This window comes from Enterocloster alcoholdehydrogenati (assembly GCF_013282095.1).
Lineage (GTDB): Bacteria > Bacillota > Clostridia > Lachnospirales > Lachnospiraceae > Enterocloster > Enterocloster alcoholdehydrogenati.
In genome coordinates this window covers 1-21,352 of record NZ_BLTJ01000023.1, presented here as the reverse complement: position 1 = coordinate 21,352, position 21,352 = coordinate 1, and the positions used below count along the sequence as shown (strand labels likewise).

27 protein-coding genes, 2 tRNA genes and 1 pseudogene are annotated in these 21,352 nt (G+C 47.9%); all 30 read right to left on the bottom strand.

Annotated elements, in window-relative coordinates; genetic code table 11:
• Nucleotides 1–313: 313 nt before the first annotated feature.
• Nucleotides 314–778, bottom strand: a complete 465-nt coding sequence (locus tag HW447_RS17355) for a phage holin family protein (RefSeq protein ID WP_176253311.1) — start codon at nt 776–778, stop codon at nt 314–316.
• Nucleotides 779–908: 130 nt separating this feature from the next.
• Nucleotides 909–1,289 (bottom strand): hypothetical protein, encoded by a 381-nt coding sequence (locus tag HW447_RS17350; protein ID WP_176256287.1) that lies wholly within the window; start codon nt 1,287–1,289, stop codon nt 909–911.
• Between the two features lie 445 nt (nt 1,290–1,734).
• Nucleotides 1,735–2,994, bottom strand: coding sequence for a hypothetical protein (locus HW447_RS17345; RefSeq protein WP_176256286.1), 1,260 nt, complete (start codon nt 2,992–2,994; stop codon nt 1,735–1,737).
• A complete protein-coding gene (locus tag HW447_RS17340; protein WP_176256265.1) occupies nt 2,987–3,178 on the bottom strand; it encodes a hypothetical protein in 192 nt (63 codons plus the stop codon). Before HW447_RS17340 ends, HW447_RS17345 begins: the two co-directional genes overlap by 8 nt.
• Complete coding sequence (locus HW447_RS17335) at nt 3,175–5,244, bottom strand: tail fiber domain-containing protein (RefSeq protein WP_176256285.1); 2,070 nt, start codon at nt 5,242–5,244, stop codon at nt 3,175–3,177. The genes HW447_RS17340 and HW447_RS17335 overlap by 4 nt, the downstream gene beginning before the upstream one ends.
• 10 nt (nt 5,245–5,254) lie before the next feature.
• Nucleotides 5,255–5,644, bottom strand: coding sequence for a DUF6711 family protein (locus HW447_RS17330; protein WP_176256284.1), 390 nt, complete (start codon nt 5,642–5,644; stop codon nt 5,255–5,257).
• 57 nt (nt 5,645–5,701) lie between these two features.
• Nucleotides 5,702–8,692, bottom strand: coding sequence for a hypothetical protein (locus HW447_RS17325; protein ID WP_408609683.1), 2,991 nt, complete (start codon nt 8,690–8,692; stop codon nt 5,702–5,704).
• Nucleotides 8,693–8,767: 75 nt separating this feature from the next.
• Nucleotides 8,768–9,052, bottom strand: coding sequence for a hypothetical protein (locus tag HW447_RS17320; protein ID WP_243176338.1), 285 nt, complete (start codon nt 9,050–9,052; stop codon nt 8,768–8,770).
• A 101-nt stretch (nt 9,053–9,153) separates the two neighbouring features.
• On the bottom strand, nt 9,154–9,606 hold the full coding sequence (locus tag HW447_RS17315) for a DUF6096 family protein (protein WP_176256282.1): 453 nt from the start codon (nt 9,604–9,606) through the stop codon (nt 9,154–9,156).
• A gap of 14 nt (nt 9,607–9,620) precedes the next feature.
• Complete coding sequence (locus HW447_RS17310) at nt 9,621–10,043, bottom strand: phage tail tube protein (RefSeq protein ID WP_176256281.1); 423 nt, start codon at nt 10,041–10,043, stop codon at nt 9,621–9,623.
• A gap of 12 nt (nt 10,044–10,055) precedes the next feature.
• Complete coding sequence (locus HW447_RS17305; RefSeq protein WP_176256280.1) at nt 10,056–10,415, bottom strand: hypothetical protein; 360 nt, start codon at nt 10,413–10,415, stop codon at nt 10,056–10,058.
• On the bottom strand, nt 10,412–10,945 hold the full coding sequence (locus tag HW447_RS17300) for an HK97-gp10 family putative phage morphogenesis protein (RefSeq protein WP_176256279.1): 534 nt from the start codon (nt 10,943–10,945) through the stop codon (nt 10,412–10,414). Before HW447_RS17300 ends, HW447_RS17305 begins: the two co-directional genes overlap by 4 nt.
• Nucleotide 10,946: 1 nt before the next feature.
• The gene (locus HW447_RS17295; RefSeq protein ID WP_176256278.1) at nt 10,947–11,318 is read right to left on the bottom strand and encodes a hypothetical protein; all 372 of its coding nucleotides are present in this window, start codon (nt 11,316–11,318) and stop codon (nt 10,947–10,949) included.
• Nucleotides 11,263–11,613 (bottom strand): phage head-tail connector protein, encoded by a 351-nt coding sequence (locus HW447_RS17290; RefSeq protein ID WP_176256277.1) that lies wholly within the window; start codon nt 11,611–11,613, stop codon nt 11,263–11,265. Before HW447_RS17290 ends, HW447_RS17295 begins: the two co-directional genes overlap by 56 nt.
• Nucleotides 11,614–11,877 carry a Rho termination factor N-terminal domain-containing protein gene (locus tag HW447_RS17285; protein ID WP_176256276.1) on the bottom strand — a complete coding sequence of 88 codons (264 nt, stop codon included), beginning with the start codon at nt 11,875–11,877 and terminating at the stop codon, nt 11,614–11,616.
• Nucleotides 11,877–12,806 carry a hypothetical protein gene (locus HW447_RS17280; RefSeq protein WP_176256275.1) on the bottom strand — a complete coding sequence of 310 codons (930 nt, stop codon included), beginning with the start codon at nt 12,804–12,806 and terminating at the stop codon, nt 11,877–11,879. Before HW447_RS17280 ends, HW447_RS17285 begins: the two co-directional genes overlap by 1 nt.
• A gap of 8 nt (nt 12,807–12,814) precedes the next feature.
• Entirely contained in the window at nt 12,815–13,435 is a 621-nt protein-coding gene (locus HW447_RS17275) for a DUF4355 domain-containing protein (RefSeq protein ID WP_176256274.1), read from the bottom strand.
• 360 nt (nt 13,436–13,795) lie between these two features.
• The gene (locus HW447_RS17270) at nt 13,796–14,101 is read right to left on the bottom strand and encodes a hypothetical protein (protein WP_176256273.1); all 306 of its coding nucleotides are present in this window, start codon (nt 14,099–14,101) and stop codon (nt 13,796–13,798) included.
• Nucleotides 14,088–15,791, bottom strand: a complete 1,704-nt coding sequence (locus tag HW447_RS17265; protein WP_176256272.1) for a minor capsid protein — start codon at nt 15,789–15,791, stop codon at nt 14,088–14,090. Before HW447_RS17265 ends, HW447_RS17270 begins: the two co-directional genes overlap by 14 nt.
• Nucleotides 15,784–17,178, bottom strand: coding sequence for a phage portal protein (locus HW447_RS17260; RefSeq protein WP_243176337.1), 1,395 nt, complete (start codon nt 17,176–17,178; stop codon nt 15,784–15,786). The genes HW447_RS17265 and HW447_RS17260 overlap by 8 nt, the downstream gene beginning before the upstream one ends.
• Nucleotides 17,179–17,181: 3 nt before the next feature.
• Nucleotides 17,182–18,468 (bottom strand): PBSX family phage terminase large subunit, encoded by a 1,287-nt coding sequence (locus HW447_RS17255; RefSeq protein ID WP_176256271.1) that lies wholly within the window; start codon nt 18,466–18,468, stop codon nt 17,182–17,184.
• Entirely contained in the window at nt 18,440–18,877 is a 438-nt protein-coding gene (locus HW447_RS17250) for a transposase (RefSeq protein WP_176256270.1), read from the bottom strand. Before HW447_RS17250 ends, HW447_RS17255 begins: the two co-directional genes overlap by 29 nt.
• Before the next feature lie 129 nt (nt 18,878–19,006).
• Nucleotides 19,007–19,079 (bottom strand) — tRNA-Asn (locus HW447_RS17245).
• Nucleotides 19,080–19,182: 103 nt separating this feature from the next.
• Nucleotides 19,183–19,254 (bottom strand) — tRNA-Ile (locus HW447_RS17240).
• 176 nt (nt 19,255–19,430) lie between these two features.
• On the bottom strand, nt 19,431–19,862 hold the full coding sequence (locus HW447_RS17235) for an RNA polymerase subunit sigma-70 (RefSeq protein WP_308464105.1): 432 nt from the start codon (nt 19,860–19,862) through the stop codon (nt 19,431–19,433).
• Nucleotides 19,862–20,035 carry a hypothetical protein gene (locus HW447_RS17230; RefSeq protein ID WP_176256269.1) on the bottom strand — a complete coding sequence of 58 codons (174 nt, stop codon included), beginning with the start codon at nt 20,033–20,035 and terminating at the stop codon, nt 19,862–19,864. Before HW447_RS17230 ends, HW447_RS17235 begins: the two co-directional genes overlap by 1 nt.
• Nucleotides 20,036–20,134: 99 nt before the next feature.
• A complete protein-coding gene (locus tag HW447_RS17225; RefSeq protein ID WP_176256268.1) occupies nt 20,135–20,341 on the bottom strand; it encodes a Lar family restriction alleviation protein in 207 nt (68 codons plus the stop codon).
• Between the two features lie 22 nt (nt 20,342–20,363).
• Nucleotides 20,364–20,603, bottom strand: coding sequence for a hypothetical protein (locus HW447_RS17220; RefSeq protein ID WP_176256267.1), 240 nt, complete (start codon nt 20,601–20,603; stop codon nt 20,364–20,366).
• Between the two features lie 20 nt (nt 20,604–20,623).
• Nucleotides 20,624–20,761, bottom strand: coding sequence for a hypothetical protein (locus tag HW447_RS17215; RefSeq protein WP_176256266.1), 138 nt, complete (start codon nt 20,759–20,761; stop codon nt 20,624–20,626).
• 19 nt (nt 20,762–20,780) lie between these two features.
• Nucleotides 20,781–21,352: pseudogene (locus tag HW447_RS17210) on the bottom strand (hypothetical protein); the annotation flags it as partial.

Here is a 21,352-nt window from a genome sequence, read left to right as displayed (position 1 = left end):
GCAAAAACGAAAACCCCAAGGACCGCAATTCCTTGGGGTTTTCTATTCCGTTTTTATGGTGGCTTAGACCATAGGCTGGTTACCGACTATTTGTCACCGTCCAACCATTTGTTGATGAGGTGGCTAACCACACCAGCCGCAACGGCAACAATAAACGATAAAAGTGTATCCAATTCAGACACCTCCCTTCTGTCACCAGATTCGGAGGCGGTAACGTTAGCATTATAGCACAGCGGCAGTTATGCCGCAATCAAAATATAGGCCCCAGGAATCCCCTGAGGCCTGTCTGCGTTGCGACGTCGCACGACTCTACTTATTCTTTCTTTATTCCCTCTTCTGGGGTATCCACTACCGTTTCAATCTTTTTCTTTATAAAACGTAATACCGGACTTAATACAGGAATTGCCACTCCTGTTGCCTCACAATTCTCCGTAATACTGATCAACTCATTGATTACCAGCCAAGACGCCACCATCGCGGAGAACAGCAGCGGAAACGCCATTTCAATATGTAAGTTGGCTGCTACATAGGAAATCATACAGTCTACTCCATATCCCACAAAAATCAGTATGTACATCATTACTTTTTTCACAATACCCGCAAATGACTTTTCGCTTGTAATCTTTTCCCCATTCACCTTTGATGCTGCCATTCCTGTAAAGTAGTCAATGATATTGCAGGGGATCAGCAAAGCTAACGGGATTGCCAGCACTCCAAAGAAACTGAAAAACGCTCCGATAGCTGCACTTATTGTGTATTCGATTGCTTTAGCTTTCATTCTTATACCTCTCATTCTTATTTTTCAGGATTTTCTTTCAGCCATTTTTCTGTTTTCTTACGCCAGAATTTAGGTACATCTTCCAGCGTGATCTCTCCTGCCCGGATCTGTGTTCCATAAAAAGCCCCCATTATACCTCACCTCCCTCTGCAAGCGACCCAACCATTTCTCCCAGATCTCCGATAGCGCCATCCTGAATCTTCTGACCAGTCTCAACGCTGTCCAGACGCTTTTCTATCGCGCTTTTTTCCCGCAGATTGTAGGTAGTGGTTACGGCTCCATCCGCATCCACTGTGGACGTTTCAGATACCAGCATAAGATTTGTATACGTTCCAACTGTCAGCCCGCTTCCGTTCTTGATCTGTACCTCTGCCAGGTTCTCCTCGGTCAGTTTCTGCCAGACCTGCAGCATTGCCGTTCTGTCAGCTGCTGCTACCTGGATCGCTGCAAGAGACGCACCCGCCTCCAATTCCACTGTGGTTCCATCCTTTAAAATCATTGTGTCTTTCATTTCTTTTCCTCTCTTTCTTTACTTTTTGTTATGGATAAATATACAAAAAGGGCCTTAATAGACCCTAATTTTCAACTTTTGACGCTGTAGACTAAATGATATAGCAATTTAGGAGATACAGGAAGCCGACTAGAATCGCTGTCCAGTGACCTTAATACAGTCAAAACAAATGTGGATCCGGTTAAGTCATCATACATTGACAATGCAGACACTAACATTCTCAACCGGATTAACCTTGTTGTTTGGGACCCAGATACAGCCAGTACCCCATATAAAACCGGAAACACTGTATATGGTAATGGTTTCTGCATCACCTACAGCACCGGTGATCAATGGCTGTGCCAGCTTGCAATGGCAGTTGGTGATCCTAATCTGTTCACTCGATACAAGCGCCTCGGGACATGGTCCGGCTGGACCACACTAGGCACATCATCCAGTGTATAATTTATGATTTTTCTGTCCAGTCAGTCCAGGGCGATTCGTTGACCTTTGTTCGTATTCCACCAGAAAATGAACCTGACCGAAATACACGTTGCCAACGCCAGGATGAGTTATCTCCTGGCCCCATTCCTTGGCCAAAGCAAAACAAAATTCCGTATCCGCTTTCTATTCCAGCTGTTCCCATATTGGTCTGATGATCAATGATATAAATCCCATTTACATCAGCATCGTCGGCGTTATTGTTAGGAGGAAGTTGATTTTTATAAAAAATAGCCCCAGACATATTGCTATTTTGTTGAGTGATCTGATCCTGGAGATTCTTTCCAAAAGCAGCATCAAGCCCGAACTTCCCTGCCTCTGTTGTCAGCCCATTGTTCACCAGGTACTTTCCCAGGACTGTCTGGAAGGTATCCGATGTCACCACTTTTTCGACCAGTTTCTGGGCGATTTTATCAAGCAGCGCCTGCACTGTGGATTTTTTGCCTTTCCCAACCCCTGTAAGATCCTGAGTATCTATTGCTGATACGGTTGCCGCCGTTCCGTCAAATCCAGCTGCCCCGCTCGCGGTTTCCGCCGCTTTCCTGGCCTCCTCGCAGTAGTATTTTGCATTGTCGGATGTATCTCCTTCCTCCACGCCGCCGATGGCGTACCTCTTGGACTGGCTTGCAAAATATTTGGAATTGCTATTCTCAAAGCCATCCAGGCCACCGATAGCCCATCCACCAGCTGTCTGCGCAGCCTGTTCAGCCTGCCCTTTCGCTGTCTGGGCGTCAAGGGTATACTGCCGGATCGTAGTGATGATCGATGTTTCCAGCTTATCTAACGTAACCGCCCCATCCGGGATCACCGCCGTAATCTCCTTACCATTTGCAGAAAATGACACGGTTGGGGAACTTTTAAAAGTGTACGTATCAATAAACTTTGAAAGGGGAACCTTCTTTTTCGTCCCGTCTGCCAGGGTCAGTACCAGGTTGTTTTCCTCATCCAGGTCAAAGTTGGTCACTACCTTCTCAATGTCCAGATCTACACTGGTCTGTGTGCCATCTGCCAGCGTCACTGTCAAAACGCCGGTGGCCTTGTCCAGTGTCACTGACTTTACAAATTTCTGTGCCTCTTCCCGGCTCAGCTTTTCAGCGTCCAGCCGGACGATCCGGTTATCACTTTCGTTAATGCCAGATTCCATGTGGTTAAGCCAGTATTCATTGATCGGGCTCTCTGTGCTCGGCTTATTCTTCCATGTTTTCGGGGTATAGAATTTATCCATCTGTACCTGCCTCCTTCCGTTCCATATACTCTTCCAGCGGTTTCCCGGATTCCAGAATGGTTCCCACACTGGCTACCTGGCGTGCTGCAGCGATCCCGTTTACCTGGAGGGAGTTGATAAAGTCCCACACTATCTTCATGTCCTGTTCGCTGTGAACCACCATCCTGCTTTTCTTTTCGCTCATTTATGCTCTCCTCTCTTTTTTATCAGCTCCTGTACCGCAGCTACCAACAGCGGCACAAAGTCCTGATACCGCAGGGTCAGATAGCCGTTATGTTCCCCGACCAGCGGGTAATCCAGCCCCATGCGCCGCAGCTTTTCCCTGACATCCTGTGCCAGGAACCCCAGCGCCGGTTCCCCGTTCGCCTTTAAGCGATAGGATACACTGGATATATCCGTCAGAAACCTTACTGCCTGGCGAGGATCTATTTTGCGGATACCTTCTTTCAATCGCTGGTCTGACCAGGTTTCCCCGGCCATGGATGAATAGACCGATACGCAAGTGATCTTATTGCAGTCAATATTCATTGCGGTTATCCGGCCCGAAAACTGGGAGTTCCCATTACACACGATCCGTCCGGCTTCCAGATGATCCGCATTGACTACGCTGGCGCCAAACGAACTGGTATTGGTGGTACCGTTGATTGTTGCTTTGGTTACCGTAATATTTCCGGCTGTATCCCAGGTAAAATTCCCGTTTGCAGCCCCGCCGGAGCCATCTGCGTTTACGTAAAAATTCTTCCCCTTAAAAACAAAATGGCCGGCCTCCATCGTGATGACGGAACCGTCCTTATTTGCCTCCAGATTGATCTTTGCCACCAGATCCCCTGCACTCACCTTCTGCTCGATCTGTCCGGCCATCACTTTAATGGAGGCTGCCAGCTCCACCTCCTGCCCGGTGGCTCTCTTGACCTCTGCCGTGATCTGGTCAGACACCACTTTGATGGAGGCAGCAGTATTTTTCTCCACATCTGAGAGTTTTACGGACACTTCATCCACGGACTTGATGATTGTAGCCGTCTTTCCTTTCAGCTGTATAATCTCGCTCTGAATACCGCCGGATAACTCTCCGCGTGTCTGTCTGCCTTTGGATTCCACCGTATCCATCATGGCCTGTATGCCTTTGATAGTCCGGCTCAGGACATATGTGGTGATTTCGTCCCGGGTGGTAACCGCCCGGATGCCGTCGCCTACCTCCACCCATGGCATGGCATAGGTTTCGATCTTTGCTGGACGGTATCCCCGGCCCCCAATCATATCCACCACGGATTGGGCCAGCCTGGTAAGCTCCGCACTTGCAAGCCCGTATGTAAGAAAATTCCCTTCGATCACATACGTATTTGTCCCCCATCCGACAGTAGCCCCGATATCCCCTTCCTCCTGCCGGATCTGTACCCGGTCGATCCCCTCAGTCATATAGTCCTCGTAAGTGATTGTCTTATAATATTCCAACTCTTCCGCCACATCCCCCCATGCTGAGTGGGGATACAGATCCTCGCTGGGGTAAAGGGTTTCTGACGGGTACAGGCCTGATTCCTGAAGTTTCATGTACACCAGCTGCCCCGTGCGGTCAATATGGCCGAATACGCCGTTGATCTCACAGATCGCCCGCAGCACATCCCGGCCATTCAGTGTCTGCGGGCTGATTGTCTTACCGATGGTCAGATTGTCATTGGCAAGAGCCGTTTCCTGCTGCGGTACATTGCAATACTGGCACAGGCTGTCTCGCAGTTCTTTTAGGGTGTGGGCGGATCCGTCAGAAGAATATAGGGCATTATACCAATCAGCCACATCCATATCAAAGCGAAGCATACGATCGTAAGCCGTAATCTTTCGTTTCCGCCGGTCTGCCTGACGGGGCATACTGGCAATCGTATACATCCCAAACGCCATCTTGTAATCCCCTATAGACAGGGTAAGAGCAAATTCCTTGCCTGTCAGGTCTTCTTCTATATCTGCCACTATAATTTCTATTTTAGCCGCTTCACAGCTGCCCAGGATGATATCATCCGCGGAACATAGTTTTTCTGTCAATGTTAGGGATCCCATGCTTACCTTTTCCAAATTGATCTCCAGCCATGGAACACCTGCCTCAGATGGATAAAGGTCATTTTCAGGGTACAGGTCATTGGACGGATACAGCGTATCAATGCCTGATGCAAAAAAGGCCATATCAAGATGACGTATACATTCCTCTGGATCCCCGTTTCCCCTGCACCGCTGCTTTACATACTCTGGCACATCAAGCATACTTTTCCTCCTAATACTCGATCAGCTTTATTTCAATTGGGCTGTACCAGATATCAGAATCTGAGACATGATAATACGGAAACTTGATATCTGGTACGTAAAATGTCCCCACAACATAATCATTCCTCTCATCGTTCCAATATTCTACTTCCATAGCAGTACGGTTCGGAAAATATGACTGCATATCGATCTTGTCTTTCAGGTGCAACGACGGGGTAGTCCATTCAATCTTTGTTGCTTTGTGCGGCAACACATTCCGATGCAGTTTTCCGTAACCATCCCGGTAAGAATCTTCATCCTGCTGTTGGTCGGGAGTCGATCCGTAGGAACCATGAGCAATGTATTTCATAGGGAATATGCGCCCCTCAAACTTAAGCAGCCACCCCTTATATGCTGACATACATTTCGCCTCCTTAATTTAAGGAGGGCCTAAAAAAGTACCCTCCATGTTTATTTTCTATATTAACCCCAGCTGTCTCCCTGTCTGGCTCCGATAGTCAGCCGCTCCCGCTTTCCAGAGTTCTACAACATCATCTTTATTGACACCTGGTTTTGCCAGTATAGCCCTCAAAAGTTGATTCTGTTCACGCAAGAGCTGATTCTGTTCGCGGTTGGCCATATACACTGCGCTTGCGATACCATCCGTGATCTGATCGCTGTTTGCTACAGCCGAGCGCCCATTCATCCTGCCTACCATCTCAGGCCCTGCCTCGTTGGCGATGAAGAGTTGACCGGTTTCTGGAAATCCACCCGTGGCAAAAGTCGGGATTTTACCCAGATTTATTTCTCCTCCCTCGTACACTGTCTGACCCATGATTGTGACAGGATCTATAGTAAAAGTCAGTTTTTCATTCAGCCAGTTAGCGAATTTATTCCATAATCCTTTTACGCCATCAATAGCAGCGGAAAAGGATGATTCAAGACCTTCTTTAATACCTGACGATACCTGTTTCCAAGTATCCATTTTAAACCATTTTGTTACGTGACTGTCCCACCAAGTCTTTACATCAGTATCCCATTGTCCAACAGTCTCCTGCCATTTCGTTTTTAAGCTGCTTTTAATTGACTCGTATAACTCACTCCATTTCTGTATTGTAAACCATGGCGATATATGTTGGCTGTACCACTCATTCAGCGATTCTGTCCACTCAGAAAAGGTTGCTTTAAATCCTTCAATGATTCCTTCAAGAATATACTGTCCATATATCTCCATATTTTTTGCTGGAGATGCGATCCCGAAAATAGAACAGATACCATCTATAATCCAGTTAAACAGATCTACGATAGGTTCGCTTAAAAAAGAAATAGCCGAAGCCATGCCAGTGACAAGACCGGCTATGATGTTGGCGCCAAATTCAAGGAAATTATCTGCATGAAAGGCCTTGTCAAAAAATTCATTCGCTCTCTCTAAAAGAGACGATGTAAAACTCCAGTTGAAAAGCGTGTCGCAGATTCCTTTCCAGACTTTTGTGGCCCACTCACCCCCTTGAATCGTATCAATTATGAGAGCGATTACCGCACCGATCAGCGCTCCCACAGGTCCGCCAAGGACGGCTCCTATTCCAGCTCCCTCCGCAATCAGCAGACCTTCCCCCAGCGCATTCAGCACGCTCTCTCCAAAGTTTTCACGAATGAACGTATCTATTCCATCAATTATCTCATTTCCAATTACTTGAAGTGCGGGAAGCCCAACAGAAAAGGTAATTGCACCATCAAGCAATAGCTGTAATCCTGACAATGAAATTTTGTTTTTTACTATGGAATCACCTATTTTCTTTACTATTCCCTCGCCAATTCCTACAAACTTAAATCCCAATATGGCTGTTATCAGTGCTGTTTCAATCGGTGCAGTGTTCGCTAATCCGGCATACAGTTCTATTCCTGCATTGATTGCCTCAATAATAATTCTCCCTATCTCTGCCAGCGCTGTTTTCCAGTCAATCGCTGCCAGAAATTCGCCTATTTTACACCCAATCAAAAACCAGTCTGTAGTCCCTAAGGCTGCAGATATCATTTCCAGCACGCCAATCGCAAATACAGAAGCAGATTCCCCTAAAGCCGAAAAATCAAATGTGCTGAAAAAACCATTGATTCCGGCAGCAAGTGACACTCCCAAATTAGACCAGTCAAACTCTTTTCCAAAAGAGAGCGCTGTGTAGAGCGCAGTATTGAGAGCGCCAGCAATTGTATGTCCTGTTTCGTAAAACAATTCTGGAGATATCAGTCCGTTTAGGAACTGGGCAAATCCTGTTCCAAACCCTCTGGCAGATGCATAGGCCTCATCCCAGTTAATGCCTCGGAGCGCCTCTGTAATCTTTGCTCCGATATAAGCTCCAACCGAATAATAGTCCCCTGCTTTAAATGCCTCAATAATCTTATCTGAGATCAGATCTGCCTGTTTTTGGACATTCTCCATTCCCAGATCGAGCCCTCCAAGAGAACCACCCCCGCCGCTGCCTCCGCTTCCACTCCCAGTGTCAGAACTCCGGTTATTCAACTCATCAAATGCCGCCAGATCGCGTTTCATCTTCTTTGCCGATCCGGCGGCATTGGCCATATTGTCTGCCAACGTGCCTGATGATCCTGCTGCATCCTCCATGGAATCCGCTGTCCCTGATGCCGCGCCGCCTCCGCCAGAGGCATCCCCAAAGATTGCAGCTGTAAATGACCGGAAGTAGTCTGCCAATGTTTCCAGTTTCGCAAGAACTGTATTGATCACTGTGATCACCGGCGTAAAGGCGTTGATCAACCCCTGGCCGATCGTCGCTTTCAGACTTTCAAAACGCAACTGAAGGATACGGACTTGATTAGCCCATGAATTACTGGTGCGTGCAAAGTCACCTGATGCATCTGACAGTCGTGACATAACAAACTGATACCGCAGCATAACCTTTTCCTGTTCGGTCATTTTTGCGGTGGTTTTTCCAAATCCCTCATTCAGCGCATACTGATCCAGGGCTGTCTGGGTCATGACTACGCCCAAATCCTTAAGAGATTCCGTTTCTCCTGTAAAGATGGATTTCAACTTTGTATAAGCTTCATCCTGTGACAGGTTATAAAAGGACGCCACGTCTCCTGTAAGTCCTGTAATGGCTGCTGACATATCATAGCCAGCCTGTCCCACGATCCCAAAGGACTTGGCCATAGCCCCATACGTTCCCATGTACTTTTTTGCCATCGTCTCCGACAGACCGAACGCGTTTGCCGCATTTTTGGCGAACTCATCCACCCTGCCGGACATGGAGCCAAAGGTAACATCTACAACGTTCTGGACTTCTTGGAGGTTGCTGCCCAGTTCCAGACACGATTTCCCAAAAGCCACAATGGCCGCAACACTGATAACAGATGTAATCGCTGCCCCCACACGTTTCCAGGATCTTGAGATCCGTGCGGTCTGCTGTTCCACGGCTGACATGACGCGTCCTGTCTGTTTTTGAACCTTCTCCATCTCTTCCTGATAAGGTTTCGTGTAGGCTTCAATAATAACCTTTAATTTTTCAAGCGTAGTTCCGCCACCGTCCATTCACTCCCTCACCTCCTTTGCTCTCTGCCTGCGCAGAGCATTTATATGTTCTGCGTATTCCCGGCGTGAAATCCGTGTACGCTCCAGCATTTCTACCTGATGTTCCTGTTCATACCGCAGGCGTTCTTCCTTAAACAGTTCTGGATAGTTGTCCCATAGCTGCGGGATCACGATATCGCTTTTAAATAGCCTCTGCATATAGCAGCCAATCAGCCCGGCCAATTCATGGTTAAACTGAATCTGCTGCTTCGCCTCCCGCCTCCTGGTTCTTTCATGAGATTTCAAAAGATCCCGTATCTCACCAACGGAACACTCCCAGAAAACTCCGGGATAAATCCCACAGTCCAGGGCTTCCGGGTACAGTGCCCATACCAGTTCAGAACAGGTTACAGGACTTCCCTGACCTCGTTCAGTTTCTGGCTCATATTCTCCGCCTGATCCTCCGTAAAAAAACCGCTTACCGTCAGGATCTGCATGACCACATCCGTAAACAGCGTAAGCTGCGTACCCCCATCTTCTGTGTACCGGTCAAAGGCTTCCTGAATGGAGGTGAACTTGACACCATGGTTCCATGGCGTGGCCGCCGCCAGTACCACAGTAAGCATGACGCTTAATGGAGGGATCCCGTTTGCTCCGGTTAAAAGTGTCAAAAGGTTCGTACGGTATTTATCTTCTAACCTGCACACTTGGGCGGTTGTTAATTTCAGCCTGTATGTGGTGCTCCCCACCTGCCAGAACGCAAACGGCTGCCTCTTAGGTATCACCTCAACGGCAGCTTTCCTTTCTGTTGCCTGTGCCTGCTCCTGTTCCATTTCATCATCGAATCCATAAATAGCCATATCTTGTTTCCTCCTTATTCACTAGGGTCTATTACTTTAATATCGCTCTGCAGCGAGATTGCCAGGTTGAACTCAATTACACCGTTTACGCCTCCCCCGGTTCTTTTAACGGATACCTGGCCGGAAAACTCCGTTTTTGTACCGTCGATCAGGGTCTCCTGAAAGTCCATCACCTCTCCTGATTCCTGGGCCTTGCGCATGATCCGGTACGGGCTGTCTGCTTTTGAATTGTCATACTTAAATTTGTATGTAATGTCTCCAGCATCACCAATGCCATTTTCGTACTGCATATTTTTGTCGGTGAGGCAGGTGTTTTCTACCTTTTCCGGCTCAATACCCATCTCTGGAATCTCCTTCAGTCCCGGAAGATCGGTATAATTCCCCTCGTCTGAACCACTATGTTTTCTGTATCCAAGCTTTGATCCATTCGCTAACATTCTTCCACTCCTTTACATACTGTGATAAACCTGCCCTGTTTCCACATCGATCACCATTTCATACCGTATCTGTTTATGTTTCATACCGCTGGGGTCATCTATATCCTGGCAGCTGATACGCTTAAGGCCAAGGGCAGCGATTACGGCGTCCACTGCCACAGCAGCCCCCGAGGTACTCCTGCGGTGGAAAACATCGATACGATACCTGACATATGCCTTCTGTTCCTTCATGTCTGTATATTCAACTACTCTGTTATCCTCTTCCATGTACTGGATCGTGAGATCTTCCGCCCAGTCCCTTGGATAGTAATCAGTTACGTTGTCCGTTACCGTTAAAAGTGCGTTATATACCTGATCTTTTACGTTTATCATGTAATCACCTTCTTTATCTCTCTTGAAATGTAATTGCTTATATTTCGGGTTACGCGCTCCTCATTGTTTTTTAAAGCAGGGTATAAGAACGGCTGGGCTGGCTGGCCTGTGCACTGGTAAAATCTGCCTTCAGGGGTATCAATGAAAAACCAATGGTAGGTTTCTGCAATTTCCCTGTCGATCATGCTTTCGTGTATCCACCAGGGAGACTGCGTATACACTGGTGTAACTTCCGGTGAAATTCCCGCGTGGTTCGCTTCGCCTTTGGGGCCTGTTCCAAATTCCACATATCCGGCATATGCTTTGTTTGTATATATGGTTCCGGTCGCACCATCTGCATCCTGTGAAACCATTGTGCGTATACTGCTGCGCAGTTCCCCGTCATGCACAGGGCACCTCAGCGCCGCCTCAGCCCGGACTAGTTTTGCTGCTGCGCCTACCGCTCTGGGCATTGCCTCCGCAGCCACATGGCCTGCGAGCTCACCGTATTTCCTCATCAGTGCGTCTAATCCCTGTATTCCTTTTGGCATATCAGATCTTTTCCACCTCCAATGTAAGGAATCGATATGGGTACACGGCAACGATTCGATAATTCGGCTCCATATCAGCGCCCACATTCAGACATATCCCATCATTGGCCGCAATGACCGGGCCATCTTCCACTGCGTAACTCACAGTTCCGTTTCCGGGTATTTCCTTATAACTCCCCTGTATCCTCAGATTTCGGATATTCGGCAGCCGCTGGCCGTACATTTCAGCCTGCAGCTTTCCGCCGGCAGGCCACTCCTCAGCCTGGAAAGGTGATGCCGGGCCATACTCCACATAAGAACTGCCCTCACCGTCTTTTTTAGGTATGGCTGCTCTGTGATGGTACGTTCCCAGCCTGCTTTTCTTTAGCCTCATATCTCCTGCCTCCTATCCTTGCCAGACGGTACCGGTCCAGCACGTCGTAGATCTGTCTGGGGGCGTCGTTGAAACTGTATGATTCCCCGCCGCCATTCCTGCCGGCCTCTCCCTCTGTGCCCATACGGTTATACGCAATCAGTGCCAGATCCCTGACCGGTTTCTTAAGTTCCGGTATCATTGACGCCCGGCCAGTATAGCTTAATACGGTTTCCTGTGCGTCAGATAAAAGGAGGGAGAGCAGCTCATCATCTCTCTCCCCTGTCATTTTTGACATCCATCTCAGATCATCCATTTAGCACACGTCCTTTAAAACTGTCAGCAGTTCCGCTTTTGTGAAACTGCCGGCCCCTTCAATCCCACGTTCTTTTGCGATAGCCCTAAGCTGAGCGGTGTTCAGCTGCCCCAGCTGCTGCCCTTGCGTTTCCTGCAGTCCTGCCTCCTGAGAAGATTGTAAAATTCCTGCCGCTTCAAGCGGTCGGAATCCCTGGGCCTCCAGATGTTCGCACTGGCTCTGCGTCACGGCCTCCCGCTCGATGTTCCCCTTTATGTACCGCATCAGTCTTTTGCCTCCTTGATGTTCACCCAGATGGAGTTTAACCGGTTGTCTAATACCCAGATATCATGGAACCGACGGTAGTTCATCTTCCAGGCATCCGCGTCCTGGTTTGTATCCGGTGTAAAGATCTTCATTTTGTCCTGCTTCGTAATCGCAATAGGCGTTGTCCTGGGCATGACCATAAAATTGATCTGCTTAGCCGTATCCCCCTTTTCGTAACCGCCTTTTTCCTGCTGCGATGTCTTGCCGTCGTTGAGCTTGATCGCGGTGTACATACGGTTGGCCGGGGTCTCAATAATCGGAACTCCGTCTACCGCTGGTACCTTCGTATTGATTCCGCCTTTTGCAAAATCAACCGCAGAGATTTTCCCTGCAAGGGCAATCTCCAGTTCCATTGTCACATCAGAAATTGCGTGGATCACAAGCGGGCCATTGTATCCATGATCACGGACGGCCTTGATGCCTTCCTTGATCTTGCGCAGTACCGTCCCTTCCGCTGCGGTATAGCCATATTCGACTAAGGCCCCGTTCTGATAATTGATCGCCTGCGTAGCCAGAGCCGACAGACGGTACGCGTCAATCTCCGGGATCACCTGTTCCCTCTGGAACATTCCCATAACCGATGAAGCCGTTGTCACAAAATTGTTTTCGTTCACGTCCATCGCGTCTAACTGGAACTTACGGCCACGGTCCTGGGTCATTTTTCTGGTTTCGTATTCCAGCGTTACTCCGCCCTGAACGTAACCTGTGTCCCGGTCGTAGTCTCCCATTCCCTGTACGGACATCTTAGGGATCTTCACCTCAGCCCCGCCGTTATAGATCACCTGTCCGGCATTCGCGTCCATCCACCCCGTCGTGGCATCCTGGATGGCGATTTTGTCCAGATTAGTCTGGAATAAAGTAGCTGTTGCAAGTGTGTTAATTGCCATAATTCACATCATCCTTTCATTGATTCATAGATCTGTTTTTCCAGTTCCTCCAGTTCACTACTCTGGGGTGCTTTCTTTGGCGGATTTCCACCTTTCAAACGTTCCTCTACAGCGGCCTGTACAGCTTCCTGGAAAGACTTTTCCACGGCTGAGATAGACTGGCTGCAGGAATCTGCATCCGTGTAGTTTAATACCTCTGCAAGGCTCACAGGGAGCATCTTTTCTGCCAGCGTATTCTTTGCCTGCGCCATCAGTTCCGACCGTGTAACAGCTGCCTCCCGGTCAGCCAGCTCCTTCTCCTTTTTCTGCTGCATATACTGCGCCTTTTCCTCCTTGGTCATCTTAGCCAGCTTTTCGGCCTCTGACAGCTTATCGTCTGTCAGTGCCTGCCATTTCTCCCGCGCATTAGTCAGCGCTGTATCAATGGCCTTCTGCACTCTGCGGTCAAACTCAGCCTGGTTCCCATCCCCTTTGAGGAAATCATCAAAAGACTGCGTCCCTGCTCCGGCCCCTTCTGTGCCTTTCTCATCAGGATCATTTCCACTGTCAACCTCAGGTGCGTTCCCTTTCTCGGCAAACAGCTGCAGCATCATAGGGATCTGTTCTCTTTCCGTTGTGTGTTTATTCATTTTCTACTCCTTCCTGCCCCAGCCCATCCAGTTAAGTCCAGGCCATTGCAATAGTTTAGGCTCATTTCGGAGCATAAAAATAACACCCAGGCCCCGCCTGCGTGCTTATGACTAATTCTATGACTTGCTATGACTTATTCGATTTTTCCACACCTCGCGCACCGCCGCACATACCCGCCAGCCTCCCAGCTCCAATGCTTACGGTACCTGTGCTGACAGCGCCTCTGCCGGAACCACCGAATCATACATTCAATCAATTGCCTCACCTCCCTGTTGCGACGTCGCACAACCTAAAAATGCGTACAAAAAACCACCGGCCATTACTGACTGGTGGTATTAACACTGCTTTCCATTCAATTTTTAAATTCCCTTTTTCTGTAAAAACCGACTTTCACTTTCAAGAACTGATATATTTTCTTTCTTCAGATATTTCATTGCTCTTTGACACTCTTCTTTTATTTCTAAAGACAAATCATACCCTTTTTTCAGCGCTGTATATGAAAACAGAATAATATGTTCTGCCCAATCCGCATTTTCTTTTCCTGTACTAAAACACTCATTATACTCACCTACATATCCCAGCAAACCATCCAGTCCGCATTCCAGATCCGGCCATACGTCAAATGCATCGTTAATATAGTCTCTAATATCTTCAATTGCCTCCATGCCTTTTCCTTTCAACTACATTTAAATGAATATTGCTGTCATGCTGCTTGAATTGTTCTAATACATTTTTGCAACTGTCACACATTGGAAAATCTGAGAGTAAATAAGCCATTGTTGTTCTTTCATCATTACTGTCATGTAAAAATTCCATCAGTTTTGCTTCACTGTCTATACATCGATCCCAAGAACCATAAGGCGAAGATTCCGATTTCACAGGAAATGTTTTAAAAATCCTTTCCTCTTTGGATTTCAACAAAATCAGATCGGCAGGATTGCCTTTATATTTTGAATATCCTCTGCTTGTGGTACTTTGTATACTGCTGTTGGAGTAATACGTTCTCCCATTAAATTCAAGGGTTGCAGCATTTCCCTTCTTTCCAATGCCCGCCCTAAAATCATTCCTAAACCTCTGATTTTTTTCATGTAGTTCTACAATCTTTTTGGGCGGTACACTTCCTGACACCATATCGTATTGATTAACAATTCGGTATTCATGCCTAAGTGCACTCCATTTCTTTTTATCAGTATACTTCATCTTCTGGAAAGAATCCAGTGATTTTGGAACATCTTCTCCCAAAGCCGTTTTGTATTTTTCATACTGTTTTCGGTCTGCACTGTGATTTTTAACTGCCATTTCCTTGTACTCAACTTGAGCTCTTCCCTCCACATTTTTACGGTACCACTCTTCATAAGTCATGCTGGCTGGAACCAGTGCATTTTTCCCGGTAACAGGGTCCCTGGCCCTGCGCTGCATTTGGGCCAGTTCTTCGGCGGAAATATCGCATATAGTTGTGGAGCGGCACCACGGATGCATAGGGGGGCAGTTTTTTCCCGGCTGCTGTTCTGCTACAGGAAAACGCTTTCCATCCAGCCCCTGGCAGACAGCTGAGGTTCTGAGGTCGAGCGTCGCCACATAGATATACGTTTCTATCCCACACTCTTCATAAGCCTGCATCTCCATCTGGTTTACCAGGTTACATGATTCCGTCCGCACCAGCCTGCGGGCCATGCTGGCTCCCTGAGCGTATTTATTGGCAATGATATCGGCTGTCTCCCGGTTCGTCCTTCCCGTCATCAGACTTACAAGCAGCTCCTGCTTTAAACTTCTAGCCAGAGAAACAGTATTATTCCAGATCCGGTCTGAATAATTTGCCCCAGACCATTTACTGTTGATTACAGAGTCAATCACTTTTGGATCAACGAGAGAGAAGGAAAACCCCAGTCCTGTACGCTGCTGGATATCAAAAATGCCCTTATAGTATGCTTCATTGGCCAGATCCACATAATGGCTGGTGTTCCTCGCCTTTTCCTGATTGTAAACCTCCCGCATAACAAGGTCGATCTGGTTTTGAAGCTGCTGCAGGCGTTCCAGCCTTGCCTGATAAGCTGGACTCTCCAACTCTGCCAACAGGTCTGCTGCTGTCTGGCCTCTTCCCGGAGCCTTAAGCGCCTTCTTCAGTTCATCAAGAGAAGTTTTATCCCTCAATGTATTCAAAAGCCTGTATGCCTCCGCATCGGTTAAATGATGCTTGCGCTTATACCTCTCAAAAATACGGTCCAGTTCATGGGATATATACCCGGATGCCTTCTGATACAGCTTTGATATCTCGTCTGCTGTATCCTCTGCTGACTGCATATATTCAAACATCCGTTGTGCCTGACGCCTCTCCCAATATTTCAGGCTACTCATCTACATCCTCCGGTTCTTCTTCCGGTGGCGGCGTATTGCTCCCCAGACCGAACATGGCCTGCTGCTGTTTGACAGTTTCCTCTGTCTCCTTTTCCACGGCGGCAAGTTCCTCGTCCACATCATCCACAAAGGGAATCTGGGAAAGCAGCGTTTTCTTGCTTACCTTGCCCCACAAATTTGCCACGATCTGGCTGATCTCCAGCAGGTTCTTGGGCAACGCACGGGTAAAGGTCGGCGTAATCCCTCTTGTGTCAATGACAATCTGCCGGCTCGTATGGAGCCATCCTGCAAAGATCCTCAGACGTTTCCTGAGCCCCTTTTTATAATATCGGGTCTTGATCTTTGTGATGTTCTCCAGCCCAAGAAGTTTAAATTCCATGGCTACTCCTGAAACATTCCCCCCAAAGCTTTCGTCAGTCATACACGGGACGTGGCTGAACTTGTGTATATCCTGCTCAATCGCTTTTTTAAGGATCTCCACCCCTGATTCATCAAACGTACGGGTGATGTACTCCGCTTTAGAATCCTTTGGGAGCTCCAGAAGCTTGTCCTCTTTCAGGCGCTGTGCTGCCGTCTTTCCATCCTCATCCGTTGCATCCTCATCCCCCAGCAGTGCTCCATATATCGCAAGGATCGCATCAATAAACTGTTCCTTGTCTGTAATGCGATCGCTCATCAGTGCATTATAGGCATCAATCAGTGGGATTTGGAGTTCATAGTCACCTATTGCCAGCTTATTATTTCGGTACTCAATTACAGGTACGTCATTAAAATAATGTGGCTGAGGGGTTTCCATCAGCTCCTGGGGGCCTCCCGTGTTTAGAATATTCAAGATGTACTTCCAGTTTTTTGTGAAAACCGTGGCTACAAATACCTCTGCTGTCTGGCCTGTGTCGTCCCTTCTGGCATAGTAGTAGACTGCAAACAGTTCATTCTCCTCAATGGTATCGTCGTAGACCATGAATGTATTTTCAGCACAAAGATTCCTGACAGACAGCGTGGTTTCCCCCTGTTTGGTGTAAATGTATTCATAAGCCAGGCCGTAAATGGATAAATCCAGACCGTTATCACCATCCACTTCATCGGCCCCCGCTATCTCCAAAAGATCTGTTAGTCCTTTGATATCCCCGTCTGCTTTATATGAAATCGGGTTCCCGATAAAATAAGCGCTCGCTGTATCCGCAATATCTTTTGCGTGATTGCACACCAGCTGGTTCCTCCGGTCCTCCGCCAAAATCTTATGGATCCCCTCATAGTATTCCTTATTCTTTCTCAGTTTCTCAGCAAATCCCCTGTGTTTGCAGATCAGCGTCAGAATAGTCTGCTTATCTGGGTGATTCTCATCCCATTTATCCGCAGGCATGGTAAAGTGATACAATATCCCCACCTCCTAATTAAACCCATATTTCTTTTTATTCCTAATCTTTGCCTTTCTGGCTGTCATTACATCCTCCAGAGCATAGCGCACCGCGTCGATTGTATGGTTATCCCTGTCGGGGTAACTACTCTTAAAGTTCCCGTTCTTATCCCGGTCAAGTTCATAGCTGGTAAACTCCCTGGCGGCATTAGGGCAGCGCCTTGGATCAATGATGATCTCGTTGATCTCATTGGACAGAAACTCCATCCCAAAGTCGACGGATCCAGGGCCTTTCTTTGCTCCTGTTACCCGCAGTCCCAGTTCATTTAGAGCGTCTATTGCCCGAGGATCCTCGCTGTCGGCTGTCACCAGCCGGTTAAGCGGGTTCAGGCTACGTATCTTCCCGGCAAGCTTCGTATTTCCCAGCCTCGGCCCGTAAACTTCTCCAAATAGAAAAAGACGCATTCTGGCCTTATCAAAATGCATCTTTTCGTAAGCTGCCGGATCCGCCGCAAAACCAAAATCCAGCCCGTGGTAAATGCGGTCGAACCGGTCCAACTCTTCTGCTGTGATCGCTCGGACTGTGACATTCTCAAATACCTGTCCGCCAGTTCCTGTAGCAATCCCCAGATATTCATGTTCATACGCTTTGGGCTTTGTTTCTTTCAAAGCCTCTGCCTCAATCAGGAACTGTTCCCCCAGCCACTCTGGAGGAACTGTGCGGTAGTCGCTGTGATGTGTCAGCGTGTCCTCCCTCGTCTGCAGTACATCCTGATTCACCCAGTTATTCATGGACTTAGGCGGATTCCAGGAATAAAATACAAAATATTCTGAACCACCGCGCATCAGGGACTGAAGTATGGTACGTTCCTCCTCTTCGCCATCGAACTCCGCCCGCTCCTCAAACCAGATATATTTGAAATACCCGTTTGCCAGTTTTACGGATTTGATTTTCTGAGGATCATCCGCCCCCCGGAAGATGATTTTGTTGCCAAAAGGAATGTAGGTAAGCCCCAGCGGAGAGTACCGGATTTTCCAATCATTGCTTGCCCCTAAGGCATTGATCGCCCAGATAAGCTGCTGGAATACAGATTCGTCCAGGAATCTCCCCACCTTCCGCATAGCGATTGCGTTTGCCTGTGGATCCTGCATCATGCCCAATATGATCTCCAGGCTGATAAAGGATGACTTTGTGGATCCTCGACCGCCAGAAAGTTTATAGTGCGTATGCCGGTGCTCTGCAATATCCCAGTGGAGGCCATAAAAGGATGGGGCGATCAGACCCGTAAGCCTAACTTGTGTCTGGTTTTGGGATGTCATTGATAATCGTCACCCCTCCTATCTGGCCGCTGTGCTCAACATCTTGCTTGTCCTTCCATTTGTTACCTCTCCGATTTTTAAGCCAGAAAATCTGGGCTGTCGTATCTGGAAGAACCTCTTTCACCGTTTTGGTGACCTTCTTTCCATCCGGGCCATTCTCAACCTTTGTTTCCGTGTATGAATATCCAAGCGCCCGTTTCAGAAGGGCATTTTCCACCTGGATGTCAACTACCTCCTTGCCCTTTTTTAGGGCGTCAGAAATGTCAGTATATTTATTTTTCCATTGGTAAAGCGTCTCCCGGCTGATCCCCACATTTTTCGCAATCTGCTCATCAGTTAAGCCATCTCTTGCCCAGGCTTCCAATTTCAGCAAGCCTTCCGGCGTCAGCCAATATTCATATTTAGCCATCAGGCTCACCTCCAATCTATATTTTGTACTTATCCACACTTCATCCACAATATGTTGACGAAAGAAAAGTCCCCGCCGAAGCAGGGACTCATACAAAGGAGAATTATCAAAATGGTTTATCCATCCAAACGGATCCTACAGGAATCGAACCTGGGACAACGTGATTAACAGTCACGCGCTCTGCCAGCTGAGCTAAGGATCCATATTACCAGGTAAACTGCACTCTTTTGAGCCGTCTTACTTTATCCGATACCTGGCGTTTCGGACTCAGGGCCTCTCATCCTCCCCTGGAGGAATGCCCACCATTGTGGAAACCGGAATCGAACCAGTGACCTGCGGCTTATAAGGCCGTCGCTCTTCCGCTGAGCTATCCCACAAAGGAAAAAGGGGACGTCCAGCCTTGGGCCGGAACCAGAGCCAGACGATCCGGTCACCGGGCTGTGACACCCGGCGACCGACTGGGGCTAAGTGTAAGCCGTCGGCTGTATGCCTTTGGCTTCATGGTACACTATAACATTTTAAAAACGAACAGTGTGAACAAATCGAACAAACTTTACGCCGCTAAGATAAATCTTTCAAATTCCATCCTTACACTATCCGCTGTAGCCTTCCTCCCCATCTTCACAGCCACCTGCGCCCAGGTCATATCGTCAAATACTCTGTACCTAATTATCCGCTGCATTCTGGGCGAAACTGTATTGAGCCATGCTTCCACTTGGCGCTTGATTCTCTCCGCATTTCGGATCCGCTCCGCCAACAACTCCTCCATGCGATCCAACTCATCCGGATCTTTAACGGTAGCATACCCAAGTCCCTCCAGATGGTAGGTCTGCAACGTGTAGGGAAACTCCTGCGCCGACCCTTTGACACTATCCTTCTGTATCTGCCTGCGGCGCTTGCGCAACTTCCCGATCTCCTCCTTGGTGTCCTTGATCAGCTCACACGCATCTATGTACTGCTCCAAAATCTCCTTGTCCAACGGCATCACCTCCTGTATCTCTCATCCGGGCATAATGACGTATACGCATAGGCCGGCATCCGGGCTGACCACTCATCCAGCTTAGGCCCCCGGATCGCCTCTGCGTCACTGGCTGCTACTGCCCGCTCTCTCCGCAGCCGGTTCGCCTTCCTCTGGGCCTCCGTTTTTACAATCCCCATTATGTATCCCTTCTTTCTTGCCCCGCAGCAGGGCTATGGCGTATTCCAGGTATGGATTTTTCTTCTGCCACATTGTTTCCTCCTGGGCTATATGTCAGTTTAGTTACACTCCTGTCCTTCTCGTTTGTTCCATGCTTTTACAACAGATTCAATGGCACCACCTGTCGGATGTCCTTGTGCATATCCGTCTACAAGACATTTTGTCATCACCCCACATTTTTTACATATAACTCTTACGCCATCCTCAACATGTACAACCGATTCTCCACCACAAAACGGGCACGGCTTTAATTTGATATCACTCATTTCCACTCCTCCTAAACCCTAATTAACGTACAGCTTGAATCACCATGGTATGCCTGGCATTACATGGTTTTGGCATTACGTCATTCTCCACAATCATCCACGCAATTGTCCCATCATACTCAATATCCTTCATATCTGCATAGAAATCCACCTTCTGCACCCATCTTTCGCCTGTGAAACATACCCTAGTGATCCATATCTCACAATCCTCCTTCGGTAATTTGTCTCTGAAATCATAATCAATCAGTATCCATCTATTCATGGTCTACCTCCGTCAAAACCTTAATCTAATACCTTACTGACGTTTTTAACTTCTGGGTGCTTTTCCAACCACGAAATAGCTTTTGCGGAGCTGCTAAACCATTTTCTTTCTGTATGTCCATCATGATAAAACAGCCACAGAGTCAACCCTTTTTTCATCTTACACCTCCATCAAATCTCAATTTTCTGAAATAAACCCATCTGTAAAAAAGTCCATTTGTCCAGGTAAATCTACACCGTCCGGTATGTTCTCCCATTCAACCCCGATGTAATCCAGCACTCGGCCCCAACCAAACTTTTCGCCAGTCTTCGGATCTGTACAGCAGCGGTACATCCAGAACTCCCATTCCTTAGGATTTCTTACACGCAACTGGTCAAACCTGTGGGGCCTCTTCTCCATATGGACTCCAAATCCGCACATACTGCATCCAGTTCTCTGGGCACCTGTGGTGTATAAGGTTCCATCCGGTTTTCTGGCGATCTCTCCATAAATCTCCGGTATTGGTGCATTCAAATCAAGAGCCAACTGTAACAGATCCCGGCGAAGAAAGGGCGCGAATGGTGCTGATCGAATCGTGGTTTTGCCAAAATAGTTGCATCCATGCTCAACCAATGCTTCTTCCCTCTGGCCACCTTCCGATGCCATCAGTCCCAAAAATGGCCGGCTGCTATGTTTCTTTGCCCACTTCTCACACGGTTGTTCTTTCATGTACAGGCAACACTTATTCGATACCAAAAATGGGGCTATCT